Origin of the sequence: Phytohabitans sp. LJ34 (assembly GCF_052068095.1) — a bacterium.
Lineage (GTDB): Bacteria > Actinomycetota > Actinomycetes > Mycobacteriales > Micromonosporaceae > Phytohabitans.
The window spans coordinates 159,381-183,715 of sequence record NZ_JBQHDG010000024.1; the positions used below are offsets into that span (position 1 = coordinate 159,381).

General features: G+C 72.6%; 19 protein-coding genes. 4 read left to right on the forward strand and 15 right to left on the reverse strand.

Features of this window, described 5'->3' with window-relative positions; genetic code table 11:
• From ACTMTJ_RS35795 to ACTMTJ_RS35835, 9 genes are read right to left on the reverse strand one after another with little or no spacing between them, the layout of a single operon-like run.
• Positions 1–1,845 carry a hypothetical protein gene (locus tag ACTMTJ_RS35795; RefSeq protein WP_441223123.1) on the reverse strand — a complete coding sequence of 615 codons (1,845 nt, stop codon included), beginning with the start codon at positions 1,843–1,845 and terminating at the stop codon, positions 1–3.
• Positions 1,842–3,071 carry a lipopolysaccharide biosynthesis protein gene (locus tag ACTMTJ_RS35800; protein ID WP_441223124.1) on the reverse strand — a complete coding sequence of 410 codons (1,230 nt, stop codon included), beginning with the start codon at positions 3,069–3,071 and terminating at the stop codon, positions 1,842–1,844. The genes ACTMTJ_RS35795 and ACTMTJ_RS35800 overlap by 4 nt, the downstream gene beginning before the upstream one ends.
• Complete coding sequence (locus ACTMTJ_RS35805) at positions 3,068–3,844, reverse strand: polysaccharide deacetylase family protein (protein WP_441223125.1); 777 nt, start codon at positions 3,842–3,844, stop codon at positions 3,068–3,070. Before ACTMTJ_RS35805 ends, ACTMTJ_RS35800 begins: the two co-directional genes overlap by 4 nt.
• On the reverse strand, positions 3,841–6,009 hold the full coding sequence (locus ACTMTJ_RS35810) for a glycosyltransferase (RefSeq protein WP_441223126.1): 2,169 nt from the start codon (positions 6,007–6,009) through the stop codon (positions 3,841–3,843). The genes ACTMTJ_RS35805 and ACTMTJ_RS35810 overlap by 4 nt, the downstream gene beginning before the upstream one ends.
• Positions 5,954–6,829 carry a phosphotransferase family protein gene (locus tag ACTMTJ_RS35815; protein WP_441223127.1) on the reverse strand — a complete coding sequence of 292 codons (876 nt, stop codon included), beginning with the start codon at positions 6,827–6,829 and terminating at the stop codon, positions 5,954–5,956. The genes ACTMTJ_RS35810 and ACTMTJ_RS35815 overlap by 56 nt, the downstream gene beginning before the upstream one ends.
• Positions 6,826–8,010, reverse strand: a complete 1,185-nt coding sequence (locus ACTMTJ_RS35820; RefSeq protein ID WP_441223128.1) for a hypothetical protein — start codon at positions 8,008–8,010, stop codon at positions 6,826–6,828. Before ACTMTJ_RS35820 ends, ACTMTJ_RS35815 begins: the two co-directional genes overlap by 4 nt.
• Positions 8,007–9,314 (reverse strand): hypothetical protein, encoded by a 1,308-nt coding sequence (locus ACTMTJ_RS35825; protein WP_441223129.1) that lies wholly within the window; start codon positions 9,312–9,314, stop codon positions 8,007–8,009. The genes ACTMTJ_RS35820 and ACTMTJ_RS35825 overlap by 4 nt, the downstream gene beginning before the upstream one ends.
• A gap of 2 nt (positions 9,315–9,316) precedes the next feature.
• A complete protein-coding gene (locus tag ACTMTJ_RS35830) occupies positions 9,317–10,333 on the reverse strand; it encodes a GNAT family N-acetyltransferase (protein ID WP_441223130.1) in 1,017 nt (338 codons plus the stop codon).
• Entirely contained in the window at positions 10,330–11,148 is an 819-nt protein-coding gene (locus ACTMTJ_RS35835; protein ID WP_441223131.1) for a glycosyltransferase family 2 protein, read from the reverse strand. The genes ACTMTJ_RS35830 and ACTMTJ_RS35835 overlap by 4 nt, the downstream gene beginning before the upstream one ends.
• Before the next feature lie 258 nt (positions 11,149–11,406).
• Between ACTMTJ_RS35835 and ACTMTJ_RS35840 the strand changes: the two genes are divergently transcribed.
• Positions 11,407–12,132 (forward strand): AfsR/SARP family transcriptional regulator, encoded by a 726-nt coding sequence (locus ACTMTJ_RS35840; RefSeq protein WP_441223132.1) that lies wholly within the window; start codon positions 11,407–11,409, stop codon positions 12,130–12,132.
• Between the two features lie 535 nt (positions 12,133–12,667).
• On the opposite strand, the gene ACTMTJ_RS35845 is transcribed toward ACTMTJ_RS35840, so the two are convergent.
• From ACTMTJ_RS35845 to ACTMTJ_RS35855, 3 genes are all read right to left on the reverse strand, one after another.
• Positions 12,668–13,225 carry a DUF1349 domain-containing protein gene (locus ACTMTJ_RS35845; protein ID WP_441223133.1) on the reverse strand — a complete coding sequence of 186 codons (558 nt, stop codon included), beginning with the start codon at positions 13,223–13,225 and terminating at the stop codon, positions 12,668–12,670.
• A gap of 59 nt (positions 13,226–13,284) precedes the next feature.
• Positions 13,285–14,886: a pectate lyase family protein gene (locus ACTMTJ_RS35850; protein ID WP_441223134.1), complete on the reverse strand. Its 1,602-nt coding sequence runs from the start codon at positions 14,884–14,886 to the stop codon at positions 13,285–13,287.
• A gap of 263 nt (positions 14,887–15,149) precedes the next feature.
• A complete protein-coding gene (locus ACTMTJ_RS35855; RefSeq protein ID WP_441223135.1) occupies positions 15,150–19,022 on the reverse strand; it encodes a ThuA domain-containing protein in 3,873 nt (1,290 codons plus the stop codon).
• A 220-nt stretch (positions 19,023–19,242) separates the two neighbouring features.
• Here ACTMTJ_RS35855 and ACTMTJ_RS35860 point away from each other — a divergent pair, with 220 nt between their 5' ends.
• From ACTMTJ_RS35860 to ACTMTJ_RS35870, 3 genes are read left to right on the forward strand one after another with little or no spacing between them, the layout of a single operon-like run.
• The gene (locus ACTMTJ_RS35860; protein WP_441223136.1) at positions 19,243–19,962 is read left to right on the forward strand and encodes a helix-turn-helix domain-containing protein; all 720 of its coding nucleotides are present in this window, start codon (positions 19,243–19,245) and stop codon (positions 19,960–19,962) included.
• Positions 19,963–20,003: 41 nt separating this feature from the next.
• Complete coding sequence (locus tag ACTMTJ_RS35865; RefSeq protein ID WP_441223137.1) at positions 20,004–20,819, forward strand: alpha/beta fold hydrolase; 816 nt, start codon at positions 20,004–20,006, stop codon at positions 20,817–20,819.
• 11 nt (positions 20,820–20,830) lie between these two features.
• Positions 20,831–21,385 (forward strand): dihydrofolate reductase family protein, encoded by a 555-nt coding sequence (locus tag ACTMTJ_RS35870; protein WP_441223138.1) that lies wholly within the window; start codon positions 20,831–20,833, stop codon positions 21,383–21,385.
• Positions 21,386–21,427: 42 nt separating this feature from the next.
• Here the strand turns inward: ACTMTJ_RS35870 and ACTMTJ_RS35875 are convergent, their stop codons facing one another.
• From ACTMTJ_RS35875 to ACTMTJ_RS35885, 3 genes are read right to left on the reverse strand one after another with little or no spacing between them, the layout of a single operon-like run.
• Positions 21,428–22,705 carry a hypothetical protein gene (locus ACTMTJ_RS35875; protein WP_441223139.1) on the reverse strand — a complete coding sequence of 426 codons (1,278 nt, stop codon included), beginning with the start codon at positions 22,703–22,705 and terminating at the stop codon, positions 21,428–21,430.
• Between the two features lie 15 nt (positions 22,706–22,720).
• Positions 22,721–23,233 (reverse strand): SigE family RNA polymerase sigma factor, encoded by a 513-nt coding sequence (locus ACTMTJ_RS35880; protein ID WP_441223140.1) that lies wholly within the window; start codon positions 23,231–23,233, stop codon positions 22,721–22,723.
• A gap of 60 nt (positions 23,234–23,293) precedes the next feature.
• Positions 23,294–24,160 (reverse strand): alpha/beta fold hydrolase, encoded by an 867-nt coding sequence (locus ACTMTJ_RS35885; protein ID WP_441223141.1) that lies wholly within the window; start codon positions 24,158–24,160, stop codon positions 23,294–23,296.
• Positions 24,161–24,335: the final 175 nt, after the last annotated feature.

Genomic DNA, 24,335 nt, shown 5'->3' on the forward strand with positions numbered 1-24,335 from the left:
CTAAGCCAGGACGAAGATCTTGGCGCCCTCGCGGGCGTAGACGAGCCGGAACAGGCCGGAGGTGGCGACCTGGCGCTCGATCGCCTCGCCCCAGCCGGATGGCCTGCCGAAGAACGACTCGGCCATCACGTACTGGCCCGGCGTCAGGATCAGGTAGGCGCCGCGCGGGTTGGTGCGCATCGTCGCCTCGATGTCCGTCACCTCGTCGGGTCCCCGGTCGTCGGTCAGCGGCGTGTACCGGTACTCGTCGACGTGCCGCGCCCGCCACGTCACGTTGAACGTCAAGGCCACGAACGTCGAGCCCGGTGCCGCGTTGGCGTACAGCCATTCGACGGCGGCCACGTCGCCGGGGCGTACTCGCTCGAAGCTCTCGTTGCCGTAGCGGGCCACGAAGAACGCGCCGGTCATGGCCAGGCTGACCACCACGGTGAGCACCGCCGCCACCGCGGTGTGCCGCGCCGGCAGCAGCGCGGCGACCGCCAGGACGACCGCGAACGGCAGCGCGAAGAGGTACACCCGCAGGAACACCTCGCCGCCGTAGCTCTGCGCGAACAGCAGCAGGAACGGGGCCAGCGCGAGCACGAACACGGCCAGGTCGCCGCGGCCGCGCCGCATCGAGCGCCAGGCCCCGAACGCCGCCAGCCCCCACACGCCGAGCGTCAGCCACTGCCGCACCCGCAACGCGAACAGGTGCCCGGGGTCGCCCCGCACGCGGTCGGCGATTCCACTGTCGACGGTCTGCCCGAGCCGCCCGAACGACGTGAGGAGCTCGTCGAGGTGGCCCGACCAGTACGCCTGCGCGAGATAGCTGAGGTAGCCGGCCAGGATGACCACGAGCAGGGCGGGCAGCGCGCGTACCGCGCAGCGGCGGGCCAGCACCAGCGTCACGACCGGCGCGACCATCGCGACCGGGGTGAGCTGGTGGCTCATCGTGCTCGCGGTGAACAGCAACAGCACCACGACCATGACGCCGGCGAGCGTCCGGCCGCCGGCGGCGACCGGCTCCGGCTCGCCGCGCAGTGGTGCCCGTGGCAGCCCGGCCAGGCGCAGTATCCACATCGGACGCGGGAGCCGGAGGGTGCGACCGGGTGGGCCGGCGCCGTGCCGCGGCCTTCCGTGCTGGCGGTGCCGCAGGCGGTCCAACCTGGACGTGCGGAACCACACCAGCAGCGCGACGAAGATCAGCAGGTAGAACAGGAAGTTGACCGCCTGCGGCGAGAAGTAGTCCTGGCCGACCCAGTTCGCCGGGACGAACAGCCACACCACGAGCCAGGCGCCCGGCGAGTCGGGGAAGCTCAACCGGGCCAGGCGGTACACGACGGCCGCGTAGCAGAGGTTGGCCGCGACCGGCATCCAGTCGAGCAGCGGCATCGCGTCGGGCAGCCCGGCGACGCGGGTGAGCATCGCCGACAGCGTGAAGAAGCCCGGCCAGCTGAAGCGGGCGTCGAGGTCGGGCGCCACCTGGCCGGTGCGGGCGATGTAGTCCGCGAACCCGACGTGCAGCCACGCCGGCACGAAGCGCGGCATCGACTCCACTATGGAGGCCGCGCCGTGCAGCAGGACGGTGAACGCGACCACGTAACCCGCCAGCACGACCGGGCGCGCGGCCAGGAAAAGCGCGGCGGCGAACCCGACGGTGAGCAGCAGGATCGCGGCCCAGAAGCGCATCGGCAGCACGTCCACGAGACCGAGTGAGCCGATCGCGTCCTCCTCGGCCCCGCGCAGCGCGGCGTGGCCGGCCAGCAGGGCGACCGGGGCGGGTGCGGCGGTCGCGACCTCGGCCACCCGGCGCCACGCGGTGGCCGGCCGGAGGGCGCGCGCGGGCATCGCGCCGGGCCCGCTCACGGCGCGCTCCGCACCAGGCGCACGAGGGCCGGCGCCACCGCCGCCGCCACCGCGAGCTGGGCCACGAGGTACGCGGCGCCGACGCCGGTAACGCCCCAGGACGGCATGGTGAGCACCGCGAGGGACACCACGATCGTGCTGACCGCCGCCTCGGCGAGCACGATCCGCCCGACCTGGCGGCGCACCCGGCAGGCCGCGACGTAGACCGCGACCGCGAAGCGCGGCACCACCGCGAGGGCGAAGAGCCGCAGCGGGGTGGCGCTGTCCCGGACGTACTGGTCGCCGAACGGCAGCAGCAGCATCGGGGCGAACGCGCACAGCACGAGCGCGCCGGGGGCGAACAGCAGCAGCCCTTTGCGCAGCAGGTGCCGGGTGTACGTGGCGAGGTGTCCCGGCCGGGCCGCGCTCTCCACGGTCAGCGACATCCCGAAGTGGTCGGCGATCAGCCCGATCGAGCCGCCGACCAGCCAGCCGACGTAGAAGACGGCGTTCGCCTCGGCGCCCAGCACCGCGGTCACCAGCACCGGCAGCGCGTTCGTGCCGGCCTGGAGGAAGAGGAACGCGACGTAGTCGAGCGTCACGAAGCGGATCAGCACGCCACGTCCGGGCAGCCCGCCGGTCCACTGTGTCCCGTCGAGGCGCGGCAGCAGGCGGCGGTAGACGAGCAGGGTGACCGGGACAATCGCGACGGCGACCGGCAGGCTCCACGACAGGAAGATGCCCAGGCCCGGCACCAGCAGGGCGAAGGGCACCAGCAACAGGACCTTCGCGAGCCCGAAGGCCGCGTTCTCCACCGGCACCCAGGCGGCGCCGCGCAGCGCGGTCAGCACGCTGTCCTGCAACGTGAACACGCTCCACGCCGCGACCGACAGCACGAACGCGGACGCGGCCAGCGGCGAGGACGGCCGCACGACGACGAGGAACACCGTGCTCAGCAGCACCGCCGCGGCGCAGCTCGCGCCGTACGCGGCCGCGACGAGCCGCCCGCCGTCGCGGCCCGCCGTCGGCAGGAACCGGGCGAGGGCACCGTTGAGGCTGAGCTGGGAGACGCTGCTCAGCAGCAGCATCGTCGAGACGACCGCCGCGCCGGTGCCCACGTCCTCGGGGGTGTACAGGCGGGCGGCGACGACCCAGTACACGCCGCCCAGCAGCAGGCTGGCCACGGTGTTGAGGCTGAGCGCGTACACGTTGGTGTAGAGCGGGCTGCGCACCCCCAAGGCCGTCATGACCCCGGCCCCAGTGCCCATCGGAAGCGGCGCCAGACCCGCCAGCCCTTGGTGCGCAGCCGCTCGCCCCGCCAGGCCAGCGGCCGGCCCTCGCCGCGCAGCAGGGCGTCGATGCCGGCGGCGCCGGCGTCCCGCTCGACGAGCACGCGGGCGATCGCGTACACGTCGTCGCCGCCGTGGCTGAGGGCGTGCTTCACCGCGCAGGCGGAGGTGTACCCGGCCAGCAGCACCGCCCGCCGCACCCGGTCGCCGTGGTATCCGAACGGGTAGGCGAACGAGTCGACGGCGGCGCCCAGCCCGTCCTCCAGCACGTGCCGGCTGCCGGTCACCTCGGCGCGCAGCTCGTCGGCGCCGAGGCAGTCGAGCGGCCGGTGGGTGTGGCTGTGCGAGCCGATCTCGACGCCACCGGCCCGCAGCGCGGCGAGCTGGTCCCAGTCGAGCTCCGGCCGGCCCGCGCCGATCCGCCCGGTGACCACGTAGGCGGTCGCCCACAGCTTGTACCGCAGCAGCACCGGCAGCGCGGCCGTGGCGAGGTCGCGGTACCCGTCGTCGAGGCTCACCAGCACGGGCCGCTCGGGCATCGGCAGGTCGCCCAGCAGCCAGGTGGCGTACCGGGTGACGGTCAGCGGCGTGCACTGGCGCTCCTTCAGCAGCGCCATCTGCTCGTCGAAGTCGCCCGGCGACACCGACCAGCGCAGGGTCCCGTCGTGCGCGTCGTCGCTGATGCTGTGGTAGCACAGCACCGGGACGGCGGTCGGCCGCAGGTCGTTCACGACCGCGCTCGTTCCGACCCGAAGCACACCGCCCACGCGTAGTAGGCGAGCCCGAGCGCCATGCCGCACAGCTCCAGCGCGGTCAGCGAGGCCGGGTAGCCGTCGCGCTTGCCGGCGTTCTTCGGCGACCGCGGCCAGAAGGCGTACACGATGCCGCGCGGCAGCCGCCGGATCAGCTCGCGCCGGCCCACCCGGTCGGCCGTGACGAGGCTCTTGGCCATGACCGCGCCGAGGCCGACGCCGTACGCGTAGATGGTGCGCCGCAGCGCCCGCAGCTCCCGCTTGTGCGCGTGCCACACGATCGCGGACGGCTCGTAGGCGAGGGCGTGCCCGGCCAGCACCAGCCGCATCAGCACGTCGATGTCCTCGCCGGCGGGTACCGCGGCGGGTGAGCCGAGCACCGGGTCGAAGCCGCCCAGCGCGCGCAGCACACCGGTGCGGAAGGCGACGTTCGCGCCGGTGCCGTAGGTGCCGGGCAGGTACGGGTACAGCGACCGCGGTGCGGCGGCCACCCGGCGCACCCGCCCGCGCTCGACCGTCTCGTACCCGCTGGCGTCGAAGCGGCGCCGCAGGCAGCCCTTGCCGAAACCGCCGTAGCGCTCGATCCACAGCTGGGCGGGCGTCTCCAGCTCGCGGGCGAGCACGTGGCCGGTGACCGCGGCGACGCCGGCGTCCGCGAAACGGTCCACGAGGGAACGCAGCCACCACTGGTCGACCACCACGTCGTCGTCGGCGAACGCCACGATCTCGCCGGTCGCCTCGGCCAGCCCGCGGTTGCGCGCGTACGCCACGCCGTGCCGGGGCTCGGCGACGTACCGCACCCGCGGGCCGTAGGAGGCGACGAGGCCGGCGGTGCCGGGCCGCTCCGGCCGGTTGTCCACCACGACGATCTCGTAGTGTGGATAGTCCAATGTGGTCAAGCTGGCCAAGGCCTGGCGCAGGTGCGTCTCCCGGCCGCAGGTCGGCACGACCACGCTGGCGAACGGCGTCTCGGCCGGTGCCCGCCGGACCTGGTGGTCGATCTCCCAGCCGAGCTGGCGCCGGATCAGCTCGGAGAGCGCCGGCGCGGTGAGGCCGCCGGGCGGGAGGTCGGTGCGGAGCACCCCGAGGACCTCCCCCCGCACGCGGACCAGCACCCGGGCGGCGGCGTACCGGTCGTCGGCCGGCACCGCCGGTATCCCGTCCTCCAGATCCACCGCGAGGACCCGCTCCGGTGGAGGCGGTCGCTTGTGGACGAAGTAGCCGGCCCGTGCCACGAGGTAGGCGCCCGCGGTGATTGCCAACCCCGCGACCACGGCCCCCGCCTGGCGCAACCTTCCGGCGGTCAGCGAACGCCAGAAGGCGCGGGGCAGCGTGTGGCGCACGTAGTCCCGCTCGGCCGACAGCGCCGCCCCGGCGCCGGCAAGCTGGGCCACGACGGCCTTGGAGCGGCCTTCGGCGGCGCAGCGGCGGCGGAAGTACCGCCAGGTGCCGCGCTCGGCGGGCACCCGGTGCCGCACCGCCGCGGCCGGGTCGTAGAGCACCGTGCCGCGCAGGCGGATGCACAGCTCGGTCTCCTCGCAGCCGGCCGCGTCGCCGCCGACCCGGCCGAGCGCCGGGTCGAAACCGCCGGCCCGCAGCAGCGCGTCGCGCCGGAAGGACATGTTGCAGCCGATCAGGTTGCGCACCGGCGCGACCGCCCGCGGCAGCCCTGTATGCGCGCAGCCGACCACCCAGTCGAACTCGGGCGGCAGCCAGCGCGGCCGCCCGGTCTCCCAGTCCGGCACCGCGGCACCACCGGCGGCGACGACGTCCGGGTCGGCGTACAGCCGGGTGAGCCGGGCGAGCCACTCGCCGTCCGCCTCGGCGTCGTCGTCGAGGAATGCGACGATCTCCGTGCCGGCGTGGGCCACGCCGGTGTCGCGGGCGCCGGAGAGGCCGCGCGGCCCGGCGTTGGGCACCACGGTCACGCCGGGGAACGCGGCTGCCGCCCGGGCCAGTAGCGCCGGGTTGTGGTCGATGACCAGCACGACCCGCTCGGCGGCGGTCCGCTGGGTGCGTGCCGAGCGGACCGCACGGACGATCATCGGCCAGCGGCGCGAGGTGTAGGCGCAGATGACGACGGTGGGCTCAGATACGGGCGAGTACGCGGTCGACGTTGCCGCGTAGCCAGCGTGGGTTGTCACGGTGTCCCTCCGAGTCGATGAAGAGCGCGACGTGGCGCAGCCAGTAGAGAAGGAGGGCGGGCCGCTCGGGCATGCCGTCCAGCCAGGACAGTGCGGTCCCGGTGTCGACGCGCAGCGTGGCGGCCAGGCCGTGGCGCAGCGCGCGGACCACCACGTCCCCCAGCTCGGCGCGGGTCGCCATCACTCTGATGTGGACGAGGTCGTGCAGCGGGAGCTGGCCCGGGCCGGCGCGGTCCCAGTCGACGATCCCGGTGACCCGGCCGCCCTCGGCGAGCACGTTTCCGGTCCAGAAGTCGCCGTGGATCCAGCTGGTGCGGGCGCGGCGTCCGGCGACGGCGGTGACGAGCTCGGCCCGCAGCCGGTCGGCCCCCCGCCCGATCCGGCGCAGCGGCCGATCGATCCACGCGTCGACCTCGGCCGCGCCGAGCACCGTCCACTGTGCGGTCCGGGCGTGCAGGTCGGTGACGACCCGCTCGGCGCCGTCGAGGGTACGCGCGGGCGCACCCGGCAGCGCCTCCTCCACCCAGTACGGCCGTCCCGCCAGTGCGGCCTGGCCAAGCGGGCGGGGCACGACCGCGCGCCAGCCGGCCAGGCGCGGGTCGGCGTACAGGGCGGCGAGCGCCGTGGCCTGCCGGCGCAGGTTCTCCGCGCCCTCGGCGGTGTGCGGCACCTTCAGCACCACCCGCCGGCCGGTCGCGTCGCAGCTGGCCACCGCGACCGCCACGAGCGTGTCGCTGACCCGGACGCGGGTGACCCGCCAGGCCGGGCCGGGCAGCGTGGCGGCGGCGGCGGAAAACCAGGCCCGCGACGGCCGTCTCATCGCAGCCGCCGGGACGCGTGGAGCCGCCCGATGTGGGCCAGGACGTCCGCCAGCACGACCTCGGGCGGCCGGTCGCTGTCGATCCGGACGGCGCGCGGGACGCGGTCGGCGATCCGGCGGAAGTGCGCCCGCTCGGCCTCCAGCTCGGCCCGGCCCCGGTCGCCGCACCGCCGCGCCATCACACCGCCCGGTGCGTCGAGGACCACGGTCAGGTCGGGCGCCGGGCAGGAGCGGCGCAGCAGCCACAGGTACGGGCGCTTGAGCCGGACCAGCGGCGGGCTCGGCGGGAGCATGGCGTCGTACACGTACCGGTCGAAGACGACAAGCCGCCCCAACGCCCGGTGCCGCAGCGCGCCGAGGTACCGCCACCACACGAGGGCGGGCCGGAGTGCCACACCGACCGGTCCGGGCGAGGGCGCCCCGCTGCGTGGCCACAGTCCCATGTAGACAAGGCGCACGGGCCGGCCGGACCGGGCCGCGATCCCGACGGCGAGCGTCGACTTGCCGGCGCCGTCCGGGCCGAGCAGCACCACGCTCGCGCCGCGCCGGTTCCACGCGCGCAGCAGCGGCCGGGCCGTGCGCAGTACCGCCGCCCGGGTACGCGCCGCGCCCACGGCTACCGGCGCCGCCCGCCACCAGGCACGCACCACCAGGGGTCGTACGGCGACGAGTGCCGGCCAGCGCCCGGCCCGGGCGTGCGCGAGCAGGATCGCGATCGGTACGCCCGGGGGCAGCGCCCGCACGACCGGGCCGGACAGCGAGGCGGCCGGGGCGAGCGTGCCGAGCCGGCGCCGGTGCCGGTCGGCGAAGCCGCCGCGGTCGAGCAGGCAGTGCAGCAGCAGCGCCCAGAACTCGTCCTCCGGCGCGAGCAGCCAGGCGCCGTCCGCCCGCCGCCGCCGGGTCAGGCAGGCACGCGCGGCCGCCATCCGCAGCTCGCCGCGCCGCCCGAAGGCGAAGCCGGTCATCAGGTCGAACCGCGCCCACCCGGTCAGGAACGCGCCGGACCTCCGGCGCCGGCCCACCCGGCGCAGGCCGCGCCGCTCCAGCGCGGCGATCGCCCGGTCCAGGTCGGCCGGGGCGACCAGCACGTCGACGTCCCGCCCGCCGGCGCAGCCGTGCATCAGCGACCACCGCACGCCGGCACCGTCGAGTGCGGACAGTCCCGTCTGGACGGCGGTCACGGCGCACCTCCCGCCGGTACGTACCGCACCTCGTACGGCGGCAGCGTGTCGACGGCGACGGAGCCGGTCCGCCCGTTCAGCCGGCCGACGTGTGGCGCCGGCCAGGCGACGGGCGTCGCGGCCGGGTCGGCGAGCACCTCCTGCATCCACGCCAGCGCCTCGGCGAAGGCCAGCGGGCGGCCGCCGCCGGCCACCTCGGTGGAGCTCCACAGCGCCGGCGGCCGTACCCCGTGTGCCTCCTCGGCGCCGCGCTGTGGCTGCCAGACCAGTGCCACGGCCGCGCCCTGCTCGGCCATGTGCAGCAGCGCGGTGACCGCGGTCGCCAGCAGCCGCGGCTGGCCGCCCGAGTCGGCGCGGCCCACGTGGAACTCGCTCCACCACACCGGCAGCGGGGTGATCTGCCGCAGCCAGGCGGTGACGGCCCCGAAGACCGCGGTGTTGACCCGGGCGTCGCGGGACAGCGGCCCCTCGTCCCGGGTGACCATGCCGGCGTCCACGGCGACGAAGTCCGCGCCGTGCTTGTACCGCAGCCAGTAGCCGAGCACGTCGAGGCTGCGCTGGTCGACGGTCCCCCACTGTCCGGAGAGGACGGACGGGTGCCCGCCGGCCGAGCGGCTGGCCCAGGTCTCCACCACCACGTACGGCCCGCCCACCGACAGTCCCGGGTCGCGCCGCTTGAGCGCGTCGTAGACCGTGTTGTAGAGGCGCGTGTAGGCCTCGTAGTCCCAGCGCTCGGCGGCGTCGTCCCAGAAGCCCTTCAGCTCGTTCCACACCTGGAAGTGCCGCACGTCCGGGTAGCGCTCGGCGGCCCGCACCGCCAGGTCGGCGAAGTCGCCGTAGTGCTCGGGCAGTGGCGCGGTGTGCAGCCTGTTCCAGTCGGTCTCGCCGGCCCGGCCGCCCTTCATCCAGTCCGGCGCGCAGCAGAGGGTGAGGACCGGCGTGCCGCCGGTGGCGCGGATCAGCTCCATGCGGCGGTCCAGCGACTCCCAGTCGTAGACGCCCGGCGCCGGCTCGGGGTTGAGCGCGCCCCAGCCGAACAGATGCTGGTTCTGGTACGTCGCGGCCGCCCTGAGCACGCCGCGCGCGGAGTCGATGGCGGCCTCGTCGCCCCAGTCGTCGATGGAGTACTGGGTGTGCGTCACGCCCACCGCGAACCCGCTCGGGTGCGGCCGGTGGCCGGCGGGCGCCGCCCAGTCGTACCCGGACACCACCGGCGCCGACTCCTGGCGCGGTGGCAGCGCGGTCAGCGCGAGCAGCGCGGCCAGGCCCGCGGTCCCGACCACCACCCACCGCGCCGCACCCATGGCTAGCTCCGGTCCGCCCGCGCCCGCAGGACCCGCCGTGCCGCGGCCTGCGCCCGGCCGGCCACCGCGGAGACGGGCACGGTCTCGATGTCGTACGTGGCGTAGTGCTGCGCCACCGCACCGAACCGGCTCTTGAAGAGCGCGAGCGGCGAGTCCGGTGCGGAGTCGCCCATCTGGTAGACCGCGCATCCCGCCTCGACCGCGTCCTCGATGGCGGTGCGCTGCAACAGGTAGTTGGCGTAGCAGGGGCCGGCGAGCCGGTCCGCCATCGCGCCGCGCCAGTAGACCGCGGTGCCGGTGCCGAAGAGGACGACGATCACGGCGACCGGCCGGCCGTCCAGGAACGCGCCGTAGAGCCGGCAGGCGATGGCCCGGTCCGCCATCACCGCCCGCAGCTTGCGTGGCGGCTCCCGGCGGGCCGCCCGCCACCGGGCCAGCGCCGGGGGCACACCCTCGTGCCGCGCCCAGCGGTCCACCGACTCCGCGTACAGCGCGTGGAAGACCGGCAGCAGCCGGCCGGTGTCGTCTCGCTCGACGGTGACGCCGTGGCGCTCGGCGCGGCGCGCCCGGTTGCGGGCGTCGGAGTGGAAGCGGGTCCGCCACACCCGGTCGAAGCCGCCGTCCAGCGGCAGCGCCTGCGACATCCGCCGTTCACGCCGTACGCCGGCCGGCATCGCCGCCTCCCACACCGCCGCGTACGCCGGGTCGGGTCTGATGTGGACACCCAGCGCGCGCAGGCCGGCCAGGTCGGCGCCGACCAGGCGCACGTCGCCGGGGCGCACCCCGCCGTCCGCGACGATCCCGCCCGGCCCCCAGCCCAGCGGCAGCGAGGCGCCGCGTCCCCGGCGCCATACCAGCGGGAGCACGAGGCGCCGCCCGTCACCGACCTCGTAGAGCCGCGACGCGTCCCGGTAGCCGCCGACCGCGCAGACGCACCGCAGCCAGGCGGGCGTCTGGCTGGGTAGGTCCGGCGCCGGCCACTCGCTGGCCGGCGCCGGGCGCGGCAGGGCGACGGTCATCGGGTGACCTCCAGCACCGCCCACCAGTCGCGCAGGGCGCGCTGGTCGATCGGGTCCACGACCGGCCGCGGCCGGCGGGAGACCCGCTCCCGGAGCAGGGTGCGCAGCACGCGCTGCCCGTCCCGGAACGTGTGCAGGTGCGAGCTGCCCGACAGCCGGGGCAGCTCGTAGCTGGGCACCTCGGCGATGCGCAGGTTGGCCTTGAGTGCGTGCACCGCGAGCTCGGTCTCGATCTCGAACCCGTGCGCGGTGAGGGCCAGCGCGGGCAGGCAGGCGCGCCGGAACGAGCAGTACCCGTAGCACAGGTCCGTGAAGCGGATGAGGAAGAGCCCGTTCGCCATCCGGACGAGCGCCTGGCTGCCCAGCCGGCGCAGGGGCGTGAGGTCGGTGGAGCCGCCCCCGCTGAGAAAGCGCGAGCCTTTGACGAAGTCGTACCCGTTCAACAGCGGCGTGACGAACCGGTGGATCTCCTGCGGGTCCATGCTGCCGTCGGCGTCGATCATCACGATGATGTCGCCGCTGGCGGCCGCGAACCCGGTCCGCAGCGCCTCACCCTTCCCACGGGCACGCTGGGTCACGACCACGAGGTCCGGGCGGACCGCACCCGCCACCTCCCGGGTGCGGTCGGCCGAGCGCCCGTCCACCAGCACCACCTCGTCCACCAGTGCCGGCATCCGGCGCAGGACCCAGGCGATGTTCCGCTGCTCGTTGAGGGCGGGGACGACGACGCTGATCCGAGGTCGGAGAGCGTGGCCGTCGATCCGGAGCGGCGCCAGGGCCGATCGGCCGCGCGCCCGCCACGTCAATGTCGTCATGGGTTCCCCGCCTCCCAGGTCGGCGTGCGTCAGGTAACCCTCCGTGGCTAACACCACTTCCGTTGTCGCTGCGTCACCGTGCCGTCACACTGGGCTACTACCGCCGGGTAGTCACCGGATCGCGGATAACGGACCGGTGACCAGCTAGAAAAGCGGGACGTATGTGGGAGCAGCGGCCACGTTCGGTCGATTGACCCTGCGACAAATGGGGACAAACCTGGACTGGTGTTCGGCGTCTTTCCCACCCTCGTGTGGTCGATGACCCTCATCGACCGCTGGGAGCTGCGGAGCGGCGCCGACCCCGTCGCCACCACCCCCGCCGTCCAGCGACTCGCCGCCTTCCTCGCCCTCCAGGGCCCGCACGACCGCGCCTGGATCGCCGGCCAACTCTGGCCCGAGTGCAACGAACGCCACGCCCACGGCGCCCTCCGCTCCGCCCTGTGGCGGATCCGGCACCAGCACCCCGGCCTGGTCCGGACCGCGCGCGGCGCCATCGCCCTCGACCCCGCCGTCCGCCTCGACGTCGACCGCATCCTCAGCCGCGCCGCCGCCATCCTCGAGGAGGGCCAGACCCCAGCGGACGCGCTGACCGTGCTGTCCGCAGGCGACCTGCTTCCCGGCTGGTACGAGGACTGGGTCATGCTCCACCGCGAACGCCTGCACCAGCTACAACTCCACGCCCTGGAGCACCTGGCCGCACTCCTCACCCGCGACGGCGACTACCACCGCGCGCTCCAGGCCGGCCTCACCGCCGTCCGCCTCAACCCACTGCGGGAAAGCGCCCACCGCGTGGTCGCCCAGGTCCACCTCGCCGAGGGCAACATCTGCGAGGCCATCCGCCAGTACGAGCAGTGCCGCCACATCCTCGCGAACGAACTGGGCATAGTCCCCACCCGCCACTTCCGCGGGCTGCTCGCCCCCCACCTCGCCGCGCACACCACCCCGCCGTCACCCGTCGCCGCCTCCGGGTCGCACCTGTCGTGACGTTTCCACTCACGCGGATTTGCCCCCGTCCGCGTCACCTGCGGACCGCATGCGCGCTCGCCGAAACCCCCGACCTCCACTGCCAGGTCCGCGGTGCAAGCCCGCGGCCTCGCCGTCCGCTGTTGGTTGCGGTTAGCGCGCCTCCGGCGGGGCCTCCGGCTCCGGCCGGGCCGTCCCCGGCTTGGTTCGTTCTGTTGGTGGGGTGGCTGCGGCTAGGGGCCGACCGACCGGCGGATCGCCGGCCCACGTTCCCACTCGTTGGGGATGTGGCTCAGCATGTGGACGGCGTCAGGATCGTTCGCCCGGAAACGACACGACACGCCGGGAAGAGTGCAGGTATCGGGCGAACGATCATGCACGCCGCCGCTGCGGCCCTGACATCTCCCACGTGACGGGGGTCTAGACGACCACGATCACCAGGACTTCCCCACCCTCGCCGCCGATCAAGGCCTTGCGGCGACACTCGGTGCGTGGCGGGTGCTTTGGCTGGAAGTGCGGCTGGCGCGGGCAAATCCGCTTGGGGGAAACGGCGCGGCTACACCCCGCTGCGGAGGTCGGGCAGGAGCTCGTGGGTGAAGGTGATGTGGTCGAACGTGACCGTGCAGCCTTCGCCCATGGGTGACTGGGCGACGAAGCCGACCCGCACCGGTGCCGCGCCCTCGCCCAGGGCGAAATGGCGGACGAAGTGCCAGTGGCCGCCGTCGACGCTGGCGTGGAAGGCCCAGTTGGGGCCCAGGCGGGAGACCCGCAGCCACAGCGGGTCGCCGGGCGGGACGGTGAAGGAGTTGGCGTCGTCGGAGAGGCCGCGCGTGACCACGGAGACGGCCATGGTGTCGCCTTGCGGGGAGCGTTCGAAGCAGAGCTTGCCCCAGGTCGACTCGTCGACCCACACCAGCAACGCGCCGGCGTCGTAGGTGCCGGCGAAGTCGACACGGACGCGGGCGGAGAGCTGAAACGGGCCGTCCGGCGGTGTGGCAAGGGTCGGGTCCGCGTTGAGTGTGGGCGCGGAGCCGCCGGGGTCGACGAAGAGGTCGGTGCGGGGCGCGGCGGTCAGGCGCAGCTCCGCGGGCAGGTCCGTGATGATCAGCGTCATGCGGTCCACGCTAGTGGAGCCGGCGACGCCCGGTCGCCGGCTCCACCGTCTCGTGGTGGCTAGATCCTGCCGGCGCCGGCGCCCGAGGTGACGGTCGCCTTGACGGTGCCTACGTTCTCCGCCGTGTAGCCGTACGGGATGGGGTCCACCGTCCCGTTGACCTCGCAGGGTCCGGAGTTGGTGAGCGAGTTGTTGCGCGCCACCAGGCGGCCCGGGTCGGAGTCCGCGTAGCCGCTCGCCGACCAGCACGCCTGCTGCACGTTTTCGAACACGTTGCCCTCGACGAGCACGCCGGCGTCCATCGTGGACGCGATGGCGTACGAGGAGGTGTTGTTGTTGACGTTCGTGTAGTAATTGTTGAACACGTGCACCGTCTCGCCGAAGCGCACGCGCGGGCTGCGCTCGAAGGTGCGGTCGAACCAGTTGTGGTGGTACGTGATCCGCAGGTGACCCACGTCCTCGCCCGCGTTGCCGTCGGAGTGGCCGACGAGTGAGGTCTTCCAGTGGTCGCGGACGACGTTCCACGAGATCGTGATGTAGTCACCGGCGTGGGTGATGTCGATCATGCCGTCGTAGAAGTCGACGTCGTCCTCGATGGTGCTGGAGAGCGTGTTGTGGTCGATCCAGATGTGGGTGGCGTTCTCGATCTGGATCGCGTCGCCGCCGGGCACGCCGCGGATGTTCATGTTCTGGATGATGACGTTGGCCGGCTGCATGTCCTCGATGTTGAGGGTGGTGCCGGAGACGCCGGAGCCGGCGCCGACGCCGCGGATCGTCTTGTTGGCGGTGACCTCGATGGTGCCCGAGCCGCTGAGCATCCCGTTGACGAGGATCGTGCGGGTGCCCGACGCCTGCGCCTGGGTGCGCAGGTCGTTCCAGTTGCTCACGGTGACCGTCGCACCGCCCGCGCCGCCGGTGGTGCCGCCGGCCTGGGTGGCCCAGCCGACGATCCCGCCGGGCTGCGGTGGGTTGCTGGTCGGCGGCGTCGAGGGCGACACCGAGGCGGAGGGCGACACCGACGGTGAGACCGACGGCGAGGAGGGTGTCGTCGGGCTGGGGCCGGCCGCGTCGGTCACCAGCACGTCGTCGAACGAGCCGGCCGTGTAGTTGGCCACCAGGCCCGCGCGCCCGGTGGCGTACGAGCTGTCCGATGTGGACACCAGCTGGGCGCCGTTGACCGAGCCGACCAGCGAGCTGCCGGTCGCGCTCAACGTCAGCGTGTACCAGGTGCCGGTGCTCGCCGAGAAGGACGCCGACGCGAGCGTGGTGGTCGCGCCCTTGCGGATCTGCACCGAGGTCGGCGTGAGCACCAGCGCGTAGAAGCTCGACGTGCTCTGCACGCGGGCCGCCACCCCGATCCCGCGCGAGCCCGAGCTGCTGAACGTGTTGGCCCGTACCCGGGCCGAGGCCGTGGCGGTGGTCCACGAGGTGGAGCCGGCCAGCGCCTTGGCGCTCGCGCCGGTGCCCGACTGGGAGTAGGCGCCGGACGAGACCGACCAGGTGCCGCCGGAAGTGCTCCAGCCGCTGGCGTTGCCGTCGTCGAAGTTGTCGGAGAAGAGCGTGGCCGCGTTGGCCGCGCTTCCGATGGTGAACACGAGTGCGGTGGCCGCCGCGGTGATGCCGGCCACCAGCGCGATCTGATGGCGTCTTGCCTTCTGCATGGAAAGGACCTCCCCGCGCTGGAATGCGCTTTCCTGCCAACGTAGGAAGAAGGAATCAAACCAGTCAATGGGGGCCATGTGCAGGTTTGTTGCACCAAATCCGCTCAACACGGCATGCCGACGCGGCGGTCGGTCCAGATATGCGCGTTATTCGGTGGGTTTAGCGGAGCCTCAATTCGCAGGGATTGACGCTGATCATATGGCAAGCGCTTTCCGGGAGCCAGCGGCCCGGGAGCGCGACGCTCCCGGGCCGCTGTAGTGGATCAGCTGCCGTAGACCTCGAAGGTGAACAGCGAGTACCCCCACGCGGTGCCGCGCGCGGTCGCGTTGATCCGCACATATCGTGCCTGGGCGCTCAGACCGGTGTTGTCGTCCTCACCACCGTTGCCGCCCGTGACCGACCGCGCCGTGGTCCAGGTCGTGCCGTTCGTCGACGTCTGGATCTGGTACGCCGAACCGTACGCCGCCTCCCACACCAACCGCACCCGGCTCACCGTGTAGGTGGCCCCCAAGTCCACCTGGATCCACTGCGGATCCGAGAAGGCGCTCGCCCACCGGGTCGTCGCCGAAGCGTCCACCGCGTTCGACGCCGGATACTCCGCCGCCTCCACACTGGACGCCGTCGCCGGCTTGTTCAGCGCCACGTTGGTCGCCTGCGGCGGGCCCTGGTCGCCGTAGACCTCGAAGGTGAACAACGAATACCCCCACGCGGTGCCCCGCGCGGTCCCGTTGATCCGCACATAACGTGCCTGGGCGCTCAGACCGGTGTTGTCGTCCTCACCACCGTTGCCGCCCGTCACCGACCGCGCCGTCGTCCACGTCGTACCGTTCGTCGACGTCTGGATCTGGTACGCCGAACCGTACGCCGCCTCCCACACCAACCGCACCCGACTCACCGTGTAGGTGGCCCCCAGATCCACCTGGATCCACTGCGGATCCGAGAAGGCACTCGCCCACCGGGTCGTCGCCGAAGCGTCCACCGCGTTCGACGCCGGATACTCCGCCGCCTCCACACTGGACGCCGTCGCCGGCTTGTTCAGCGCGAGATTGGGCGACTGCGGCGGAGTGCCGCCGTTGAAGGTGAACGAGTCGATGTCGAACAGCGAGCCGGCGCCGCCGGTGAACACCAGGAACAGGTTGTGCGTGCCGGCCGGCGGCGTGACGGTGCCGGTGACGTCCGTCCACGTCTCCCAGCCGCCGGTCGGCGCGACAGTGGCGGTGCCGACCACCGGGCCGGTGGCCGAGCCGGTGCGCAGGGAGATGGTGCCCCCGGTGCCGGCCGACGCGACCCGCGCGGTGAACGAGCCGACGCCGCTCAGGTTGTACGGGGTGAACGAGATCCAGTCGCCGTTTTCGACGAAGCCGACCGCGTTGCCGCCGTTGGCCGACGGCTTGGCGACGGTGGTGGTGCCCTGCTGGCCGCTGTAGTGCTCGGCCTGGCGGGTCCGTGGCTGTAGCACGGCCTGCGGCGAGGTCACCGGCGTGGTCGCGCCGACCGGCGTGTACTCGGCCACCATCACGCCGAAGATGTTCGCGTTGGCGTCGTGCTCACCGTCCACGGTGGTCTGTATCGTGCCCGAGCAGCCGGTCGCGCTGGTCATCGGGTGGCCATGGCTGTCGTGGCCGAGGATGTAGTTGACCCGCACCCGGCCACAGTCGACGGTCGGCGCGTTCGGGTCGCTGACCGTCACCTGATACGGGACGGCGTCGCCGAAGTTGAACACCCGCCCGTTCGCCGGCAGGCCGAGCGTGACCGTCGGCCGCCCGACGCCGATCACCACGCTCGCCGTCGCGCTGCGGCCGGTGCCGTCGCTCACCGTGAGTGTGGCGGTGAACTCGCCGTTGGTCGTGTACGTAAACGCCGGGTTGGCGGCGGTCGAGTCGGTGCTGCCGTTGGTGGTGAAGTCCCACGCGTAGGTGATCGGGTCGCCGTCCGGGTCGCCGGAGCCGGCCGAGCTGAACTGCACGGTCAGCGGCGCGTTCCCGCTCGTCGGGTTCGCGGCGGCGGACGCGACCGGCGACCGGCCACCGCCGGAGTGGTACTCGATCCGGTAGAGCGCCGAGTTTGCGTCGCCGCCGAACCAGCCGGTGCCGTAGTCGAGCACGTAGAGGGCACCGTCCGGCCCGAACTCCAGATCCATCACCTGGGTGCCGGTGTACGCCGGGAAAGCCTCGACGGTGCCGGAGACGGTGGCCGTCTTGATCCACCGGCGGCCGAACTCGCCGAGGAAGACCTTGCCGTTCATCGACGCCGGGAACTTCACGTCCGACGCGAGCGTGGCGCTGTAGTTGTAGACCGGGCCGCCCATCGGCGACAGGCTGCCGCAGCAGAGCGCGGGCGGGTCCTGCCCACCGCCGTAGGGCAGCCACGCCGTCTGGGAGGGCGGCAGCTGGGTGATGCCGGTGTTGTTGCGGGAGTTGTTCACCGGCCCGCCGGTGCAGTTGAACGCGGCGCCCGACGGCCCGGACGGGAAGGTGAAGTCGATGTACGGCGTGTTGTAGTTCGAGCAGTACGGCCAGCCGTAGAAGCCGGGCTGCGTGATGCGCTCGAACGACACCGTGCCGGCCGGCCCGCGCGTGGGGCTGCTGGTGCCGGCGTCCGGCCCGTAGTCGCCGAGGTACACGACGCCGGTCGCCCGGTCGACGGCCATCCGGAACGGGTTGCGGAACCCCATCGCGTAGATCTCCGGGCGGGTGTTGGCCGTGCCGGCGGGGAACATGTTGCCGGCCGGGATCGTGTACCCGCCGCCGGCGCTCGGCCGGATTCGCAGCACCTTGCCGCGCAGGTCGTTGCTGCTGCCGGAGGTGCGCTGCGCGTCGAACGCGGGGTTGCGGTCGGCCCGCTCGTCGATCGGCGTGTAGCCGCTGGAGTCGAACGGGTTGGTGTCGTCCCCTGTGGACAGGTAGAGGTTGCCGGCCGCGTCGAAGTCGATGTCACCGCCCACGTGGCAGCACATGCCGCGGCTGGTCGGCACGTCCAGGACCGTGACCGCCGAGTTGGGGTCGAGCGTGAAGTCGGCGTTGACGGTGAAGCGGGACAGCCGGTTGACCCCGTTGAACGGCGCGAACTGGGCGGCCGTGCCGGTCGCCGGCGCGTCACCGGCCGGCGTGGACAGTGGCGGCGCGTAGTACACGTAGACCCAGCGGTTCGACGCGAAGTTCGGGTCGGCCTTGATGCTCTGAAGCCCCTCCTCGTCGTGCGTGTACACCGGGATGGTCAGCGCCACCTTCGTGTTGCCGGCCGGGTCGGTGTAGCGGACGGTGCCGTCGCGCGAGGTGTGCAGCACGCCCCGGTTGGGCAGCACGGTCAGGCCCATCGGCTCGCCGACCTCGGCGACGCCTTTGGCGAGGGTCACCTGGCGGTAGCCGGCCTGCGGCGGCTGGCCGGTCGAGCAGTTGCCGGTCCCCTGGGCCGCGTACCGGATGCCACCGAGCAGGTGGGAGCGGAAGTTGGCCTCGCCGTAGCTCTCGATGGTGTGGCCCATGCCGGTGTACCACGAGCGGCCGCCGTCGTAGCCGCGGCACCACGCGATCGGGTGATCCCCACCCATCGAGCCACCCGTGTAGGTGCTCTCGTCCAATGTGGCCAGCACGTGGGTCTGCGAACGCGGGTTGGTCCGGTAGTTGTACCACTCGTCCAGCCGCTGCCACGCCGTGGGCAGCCCGGCCGTCGACGGGTGCGTCGTGTCCTCGATGCGCACGGTGGCGTTCTGGTTGGCCGGGTGGCTGGCGAAGTAGGCGCCGACGAGGTTGCCGTACCACGGCCAGTCGTACTCGGTGTCGGACGCCGCGTGGATGCCCGCGTATCCCCCGCCGCCCCGGATGAAGCCCTCGAACGCCGCCTGCTGGCTGGCGTTCAGCACGTCCGCGGTGGTGGAGAGCCAGACGACCGCCTGGAAACGCGCCAAGTTCGCCGCGGTGAACTGCGCCGCGTCCTCCGTGGCTTCGACGGTGAAGTTGTTTTGCGCGCCCAGCTGCTGGATCGCGGCGATGCCGGCCGGGATCGAGTCGTGCCGGAAGCCGGCGGTCTTACTGAAGACCAGAACATTGAAGTCCGCCGCCGCCTGGGCCGGGACGGTGGTGAAGCCGACCGCCGCCATGATCAAGGCAAGGCAGAAGGCCAATCTTCGGAACATGATCGGCTGTCTCGCTTCCTGTCGAACAAACTTCCGGACAGGCGTGCGCCGATCACGCCGATCACCACCGACACATTGGAGTCTGGCGATAACCTGAGGCGAGACTAAGATGTTTCGCGCGTGTCGTCTAGATGTTAAGTCCTGTCACTCGAAACTTCGGTCCATACATGTCGAACTTTTTGTAAGGCACACAGAAGTGGGCGCGTGGCAGACTCGGCGGGTGCCCCTGGAAAACGAGGACCGGCCTTCGGACTCGCCGTACATCCACCGGGTCTGGCGCAGCCACGCGTCCGGGGTCGCCCGGATGACGTCGGTCGCGACCTCCAACTGGGAGATCGTGTTCTGGCGGTGGGAGGGCGGCCTCCACGCCGCCGTGCGCGGCCCGGAGACCACCGTCACGAGCGTCGACGTGGGTGACGGTGCGGAGTCGTGGGGGATCACGTTCGCGCACGGCTCGTCGATGCCGCATCTGCCGCCGGCGCGCCTTGTCGACTCGGCGTTGGAGAGTCCGCACGCGACCGCGACGACGTTCCTGCTGCGGGGCGACGAGTGGCCGGTGCCCGACTTCGACAGCGCGGAGCAGTTCGTGGCGCGGCTGGTGCGGGAGGGTGTGCTCGTGCGCGATCCGCTCGTCGACGAGGTGGTGGCCGGCGGGTCACCGGAGGTCGGCACGCGGTCGGTGCAGCGGCGGGTGGCCGCGGCGACGGGGCTCACGCAGGGCAGCATCCGGCAGATCGAGCGTGCCCGGCAGGCTGCGATCCTGCTCACCGAGGGGCGTACCCCGCTGGAGGTCGTCGACCTGCTCGGCTACTACGACCAGCCGCACCTGGCACGCTCGCTCCAGCGTTTCATCGGCCGCACCGCCACCGAGCTGCGCCGCCCGGAGCCGGCCGAGCCCCTGTCGCTTCTGTACAAGATCGAGGACACCGCCGGCCCCTAACGTGAGTCGCACGCAACCGACATCAGGAAAGGGCAAGCGAAATGTCCGAGAACGCACGAGCCGCCGCCGTGTCCGCCGACGGCACCGTGATCGCATTCGACGCCTGGGGGGCGGGTGAGCCGCTCATCGTCGTCGACGGCGCGACCGCATACCCGGCGATCAACCCGCTCAACCGGGAGTTGGCCCAGGAGCTGGACGGCGACTTCCGGACCTACACCTACGACCGCCGCGGGCGTGGCGACAGCACGGACACCGCACCGTACGCGGTCGAGCGGGAGATCGAGGACATCGCCGCGCTCATCGAGGTCGCGGGCGCGCCGGCGACCGTGTTCGGGTGGTCGTCCGGGGCCGTCCTGGCGCTCGACGCCGCGGCGGCCGGGCTGCCGATCGCGCGGCTGGCGCTGTTCGAGCCGCCGTTCGTCGTCGACGACAGCCGCCCGCCGCTCCCCGCCGACTACGTCGAGCGCCTCGAGGCGGCGGTCGCCGCCGGGCGTCCGGGTGACGCCGCCGCGATCTTCATGACCGACGCGGTCGGCGGGTCGGCCGAAGACGTCGAGATGCTCCGCAAGAGCGACTTCTGGCCGATCATGGAGGCGGTCGCGCCGACCATCTCGTACGACGGCCGCATCATGGGCACCACGATGTCCGGCAACCCGCTCCCCCGCGACCGGTGGGACGCCATCACCGTGCCCGTCCTGGTGATGTACGGCATACGCACGTTCCCGTCTATCATCCCGGCCGCGCGGGCCCTCGCCGAGCTGCTGCCGACCGCGACGCTGCGCCCGGTCGAGGGCGAGCAGCACAGCGCCCCACCCGCCGTGCTCGCCGCCGCGCTGCGCGACTTCGTGGGCAAGTGAGGGGGCACGACATGGGACGGATCGTAGTCACCGAGTTCATCTCGCTCGACGGCGTCGTGGAGGCGCCGGGCGGGGAGGACTTCAAGTATCCGAACTGGAGCTTCGAGTTCGACCGCGGCGAGGAGGGCGAGCAGTTCAAAGTGGACGAGGCGCTCGGCGCCGACGCGTTACTCCTCGGCCGCCGCACCTACGAGGGCTTCGCCGCGGCTTGGCCGGGATACGAAGGAGAGCTCGCCGACAAGTACAACGGGATGCCCAAGTACGTCGTCTCCACCACGCTGGAAAGTCCAGAGTGGAACAACACCCGGGTGATCCAGGTCGACGACGTGGCGCGGATCAAGTCCGAGGTGGAGGGTGAGATCTCGGTCGCCGGCAGCATCCGGCTGGCGCAAGGGCTGCTCGCCCGCGACCTCGTCGACGAGATCCACCTCATGACGTTTCCGGTCATCCTCGGCACGGGGCGGCGGCTGTTCGCCGATACCCCGGACAAGTCGGCCTGGAAGCTGACCAGCGCGACCACCGTCGGAGCCGGTGTGCTCATCACGGTCTTCCAGCGCGCCAGGTGATGAAGGAGGGTCGGCCCGACGAGGGCCGACCCTCCTCTGGCTCTACTCGCAGTGCCAGACGACCGCCTGGATCGTGTCGGTCGAGTCGTCCGACTGCCCGGCGACGGTGCGGCCGTCGTCGCTGAGCGTGTTGGCGATGGTGGCGAGGTTGCCCGGCTCGCCGAGGTCCGGCAGCACGACGGTGGCGTCGCCGGCGAGGAGCACCGCGCGGTCCCGCTGGCCGATGCCGACCTGCCACCCCTGCGCGTTCACCGCGTCCGCGGGGCCTGTCAACCCGTCGAACCGGATCACCTCACCCGTGCGGACGTTCCACCGGATCGGCACGCTACCGCCGCCGGACTTGGCGGCTTCCGCGCCGCCGGGTATGCCCCTGGCGGCACCCTCGTGGGCGACCAGGCCGGTCGCCCAGCCGTTGCGGATCGCGAAGACCCGGGTGGTCGCGCCCGGCTTGCCGTCGAGGTCGGGCACCGGGAGCGCGCGGTGGGTGCCGTCCGGGAACCAGACGTAGGCCCGGTTGTTGCCGACGTTGCCGACGGTGGTGCCGTCTTCGTCGATGTCGACGGCCGTCGCCTCCTTGGTGCCGGCGGGGACCGGCAGCCGGATCGGCGCGGTCGCCGGCGAGGGCCAGACCAGCGCGTGACCGGCGTCGTCGTCGCCTACGATCGCGCCCGCCTCGTTGATCGCCGACGCGGATCCGCGGCGCACGCCCGGCAGCTTGGACACCTCGCCGTCGTGGTAGGCGTACGGGACCGGGCCGCTGTCGTCCTCACCGCCGGCGTAGCTCCAGCCGACCGCGGTGCCCGACGAGTTGACGTCGCGCAGCGACTCCTCCAGGTCGCCAGGGAGCATCACCTTCTTCGGTGCGCCGTCGTTCCAGATGACCGCCTGGTAGCCGCCGCCCTTCGGGTAGGAGCGCCCGACGTGGTAGCGGCCGGTGGGGTCGCCGCCGGAGATGAGCGCCATCGGCTCGCCGTCGGGCGTGGGCAGCTGTTCGAGCGTGCAGGAGGTCGGTGGCGGCGTGACGGGCGCGCGCCAATCCGGCGTGCCCGGGATCGTGTACTCCCCCTTCGGCACGGCCGACGCGGTGGTGGGCGGCGGCTCACCGGTCGCCCCGGTCTGCGGCGCCGAACCGGTGGCAAGCCCGCCGGCGACCGAGACGCCCGCGACGGCGAGGGCGGTCACGGTCGCGGCGCCCGCGTACCCCACGCCCCGGCGGACCCGGTGGCGGCGCCCGTCCGCGATCGCCCGCCGGATGTCCACCGTGGACGGTGTACGCGGCTCGGCGTCGAGCGACCGCAGCAGATCTACTTCGGATGGCATCTATCGGCTCCTCGTTTATTGCTTGGTGGAGAACCCCGCCAGCTCCCGCTCCCCGAGCAGTCGCCGCAGTGTGGCGAGCCCGCGAGCGGTCTGGCTCTTGACCGTGCCGGATGAGCAGCCGAGCATCCCGGCCACCTCGTCCACCGACAGGTCGTAGAAGAACCGCAACACCAGCACGGCCTGCTGCCGGCGCGGCACCTTGCGCAGCGCCGCCCGCACGACCTGGCGGTCTTCGATCCCGTCGTTGTGGAGCGGCGGTGGCTCCGGCGCGTCGCGAAACAGCCGGACCCGTGCCCAACCCAGCCGCCGCTCGTCGACGTACGTGCGCACCAGCATGGTCCGCACGTACGCGTCGATGTTGTCGGCGGCCCGCGCGTGCCGCCACTTCACGTACAGCCGGGTGATGGTCTGCTGGACCAGGTCGTCGGCGCGGTGCTCATCGCCGGCCAGGAGGTACGCCAGCCGCCGCAGCGCGGGAATCCGCGCCGAGACGTACTCGACGTACTCCTCTTCCGAAGCGTCAGGCATCGCCCGCCCTTCCGTCACGGTCATCAACCCCTGAGACGGGTACGGCAGACGATCCGGTTGTCAGGTGCCGTGCACGCGATCAAGGAAATCTCGGACCAGTGTGACCGCTTCGTCCAGATGTGTCTCTAGCAGCCAGTGCCCGGCCCCGTCCAGCAGGTGCAATTCGGCGTCCGGCAGGTCCCGCAGATAGGCGCGGGCCGCGCCCGCCGGCATGTACCCGTCCTCCGGCCCCCACACGATCAACGCCGGCGGCTGATGCTCGCGCAGGTAGGCCTGTTGCCGCGAAAACCACGCGACCGTGCTCCCCTGGTCGGCCAGCAGCGTCGTGACGTTCTCCCGCCGCTCCGGGTCGCCGAGCACCGACCAGGACAGCCGCCACAGGTCGGGGCTCACCCGCTCGCGCAGGTGCGCGGGGATCTCGCCGACGAACTCGTCCCGGAACCCCTCCTCGCTCACCGCCGCCTTGAGCTTCTCGCGGCCCTCGGGGGTCGGGTTCGCCCAGTACTCCTTCAGCGGCGCGTACTTCGGCCCGTGCTCGTCGGGGTAGATGTCACCGTTCTGGATGATGAGCGCGGCCACCCGATCCGGCGCCGACATGGCCAGCCGCAGCCCGAACTGCGAGCCGTAGTCCTGGAGGTAGATCGCGTAGCGGCGCAACTCCAGCGTGTCGACGAAGCGGCGGAGAAACCCCGCGTACGCGTCGAACGTGTAGGCGAAGCCGGCGGGCGCCACGCTGTAGCCGAAGCCGGGATAATCCGGGCTAATCAGGCGCCATCGGTCGCCCAGCGCGGCCATGAAGTGCCGAAACTGGAACGACGACGACGGGTACCCGTGCGGCAGCAGCACGACCGGCCCGTCCGGCGGCCCAGCCTCCCGGTAGAAGACGCGAGCCCCGTCCACCTCGACCGTGCGATGCGCGATCCTCATCTCCCGCCCGTACCCGCGCCGCCCACCCTCCAAGCAGGCCCACCCTTCGCGGAAGGCGTCGCCGGTCGTGACGTTTTCTTCGAGGCATATTTGCCCATGTCCGCGTCAGCGGCGGACCGTATGCTCCCGCGGGCACCGCTCCCGGCCGGCGGCTCGCAGCGCTCGCCGAAATCCC

Excerpts from the sequence above, each read along its gene's own strand:
- ACTMTJ_RS35850 (WP_441223134.1), bottom strand. The coding sequence starts at position 14,886 with ATGCAGAAGGCAAGACGCCATCAGATCGCGCTGGTGGCCGGCATCACC.
- ACTMTJ_RS35815 (WP_441223127.1), bottom strand. The coding sequence starts at position 6,829 with ATGAGACGGCCGTCGCGGGCCTGGTTTTCCGCCGCCGCCGCCACGCTG.
- ACTMTJ_RS35865 (WP_441223137.1), top strand. The coding sequence starts at position 20,004 with ATGTCCGAGAACGCACGAGCCGCCGCCGTGTCCGCCGACGGCACCGTG.
- ACTMTJ_RS35885 (WP_441223141.1), bottom strand. The coding sequence starts at position 24,160 with ATGAGGATCGCGCATCGCACGGTCGAGGTGGACGGGGCTCGCGTCTTC.
- ACTMTJ_RS35830 (WP_441223130.1), bottom strand. The coding sequence starts at position 10,333 with ATGACCGTCGCCCTGCCGCGCCCGGCGCCGGCCAGCGAGTGGCCGGCG.
- ACTMTJ_RS35840 (WP_441223132.1), top strand. The coding sequence starts at position 11,407 with ATGACCCTCATCGACCGCTGGGAGCTGCGGAGCGGCGCCGACCCCGTC.
- ACTMTJ_RS35835 (WP_441223131.1), bottom strand. The coding sequence starts at position 11,148 with ATGACGACATTGACGTGGCGGGCGCGCGGCCGATCGGCCCTGGCGCCG.
- ACTMTJ_RS35825 (WP_441223129.1), bottom strand. The coding sequence starts at position 9,314 with ATGGGTGCGGCGCGGTGGGTGGTGGTCGGGACCGCGGGCCTGGCCGCG.
- ACTMTJ_RS35845 (WP_441223133.1), bottom strand. The coding sequence starts at position 13,225 with ATGACGCTGATCATCACGGACCTGCCCGCGGAGCTGCGCCTGACCGCC.
- ACTMTJ_RS35880 (WP_441223140.1), bottom strand. The coding sequence starts at position 23,233 with ATGCCTGACGCTTCGGAAGAGGAGTACGTCGAGTACGTCTCGGCGCGG.
- ACTMTJ_RS35870 (WP_441223138.1), top strand. The coding sequence starts at position 20,831 with ATGGGACGGATCGTAGTCACCGAGTTCATCTCGCTCGACGGCGTCGTG.
- ACTMTJ_RS35800 (WP_441223124.1), bottom strand. The coding sequence starts at position 3,071 with ATGACGGCCTTGGGGGTGCGCAGCCCGCTCTACACCAACGTGTACGCG.
- ACTMTJ_RS35875 (WP_441223139.1), bottom strand. The coding sequence starts at position 22,705 with ATGCCATCCGAAGTAGATCTGCTGCGGTCGCTCGACGCCGAGCCGCGT.
- ACTMTJ_RS35855 (WP_441223135.1), bottom strand. The coding sequence starts at position 19,022 with ATGTTCCGAAGATTGGCCTTCTGCCTTGCCTTGATCATGGCGGCGGTC.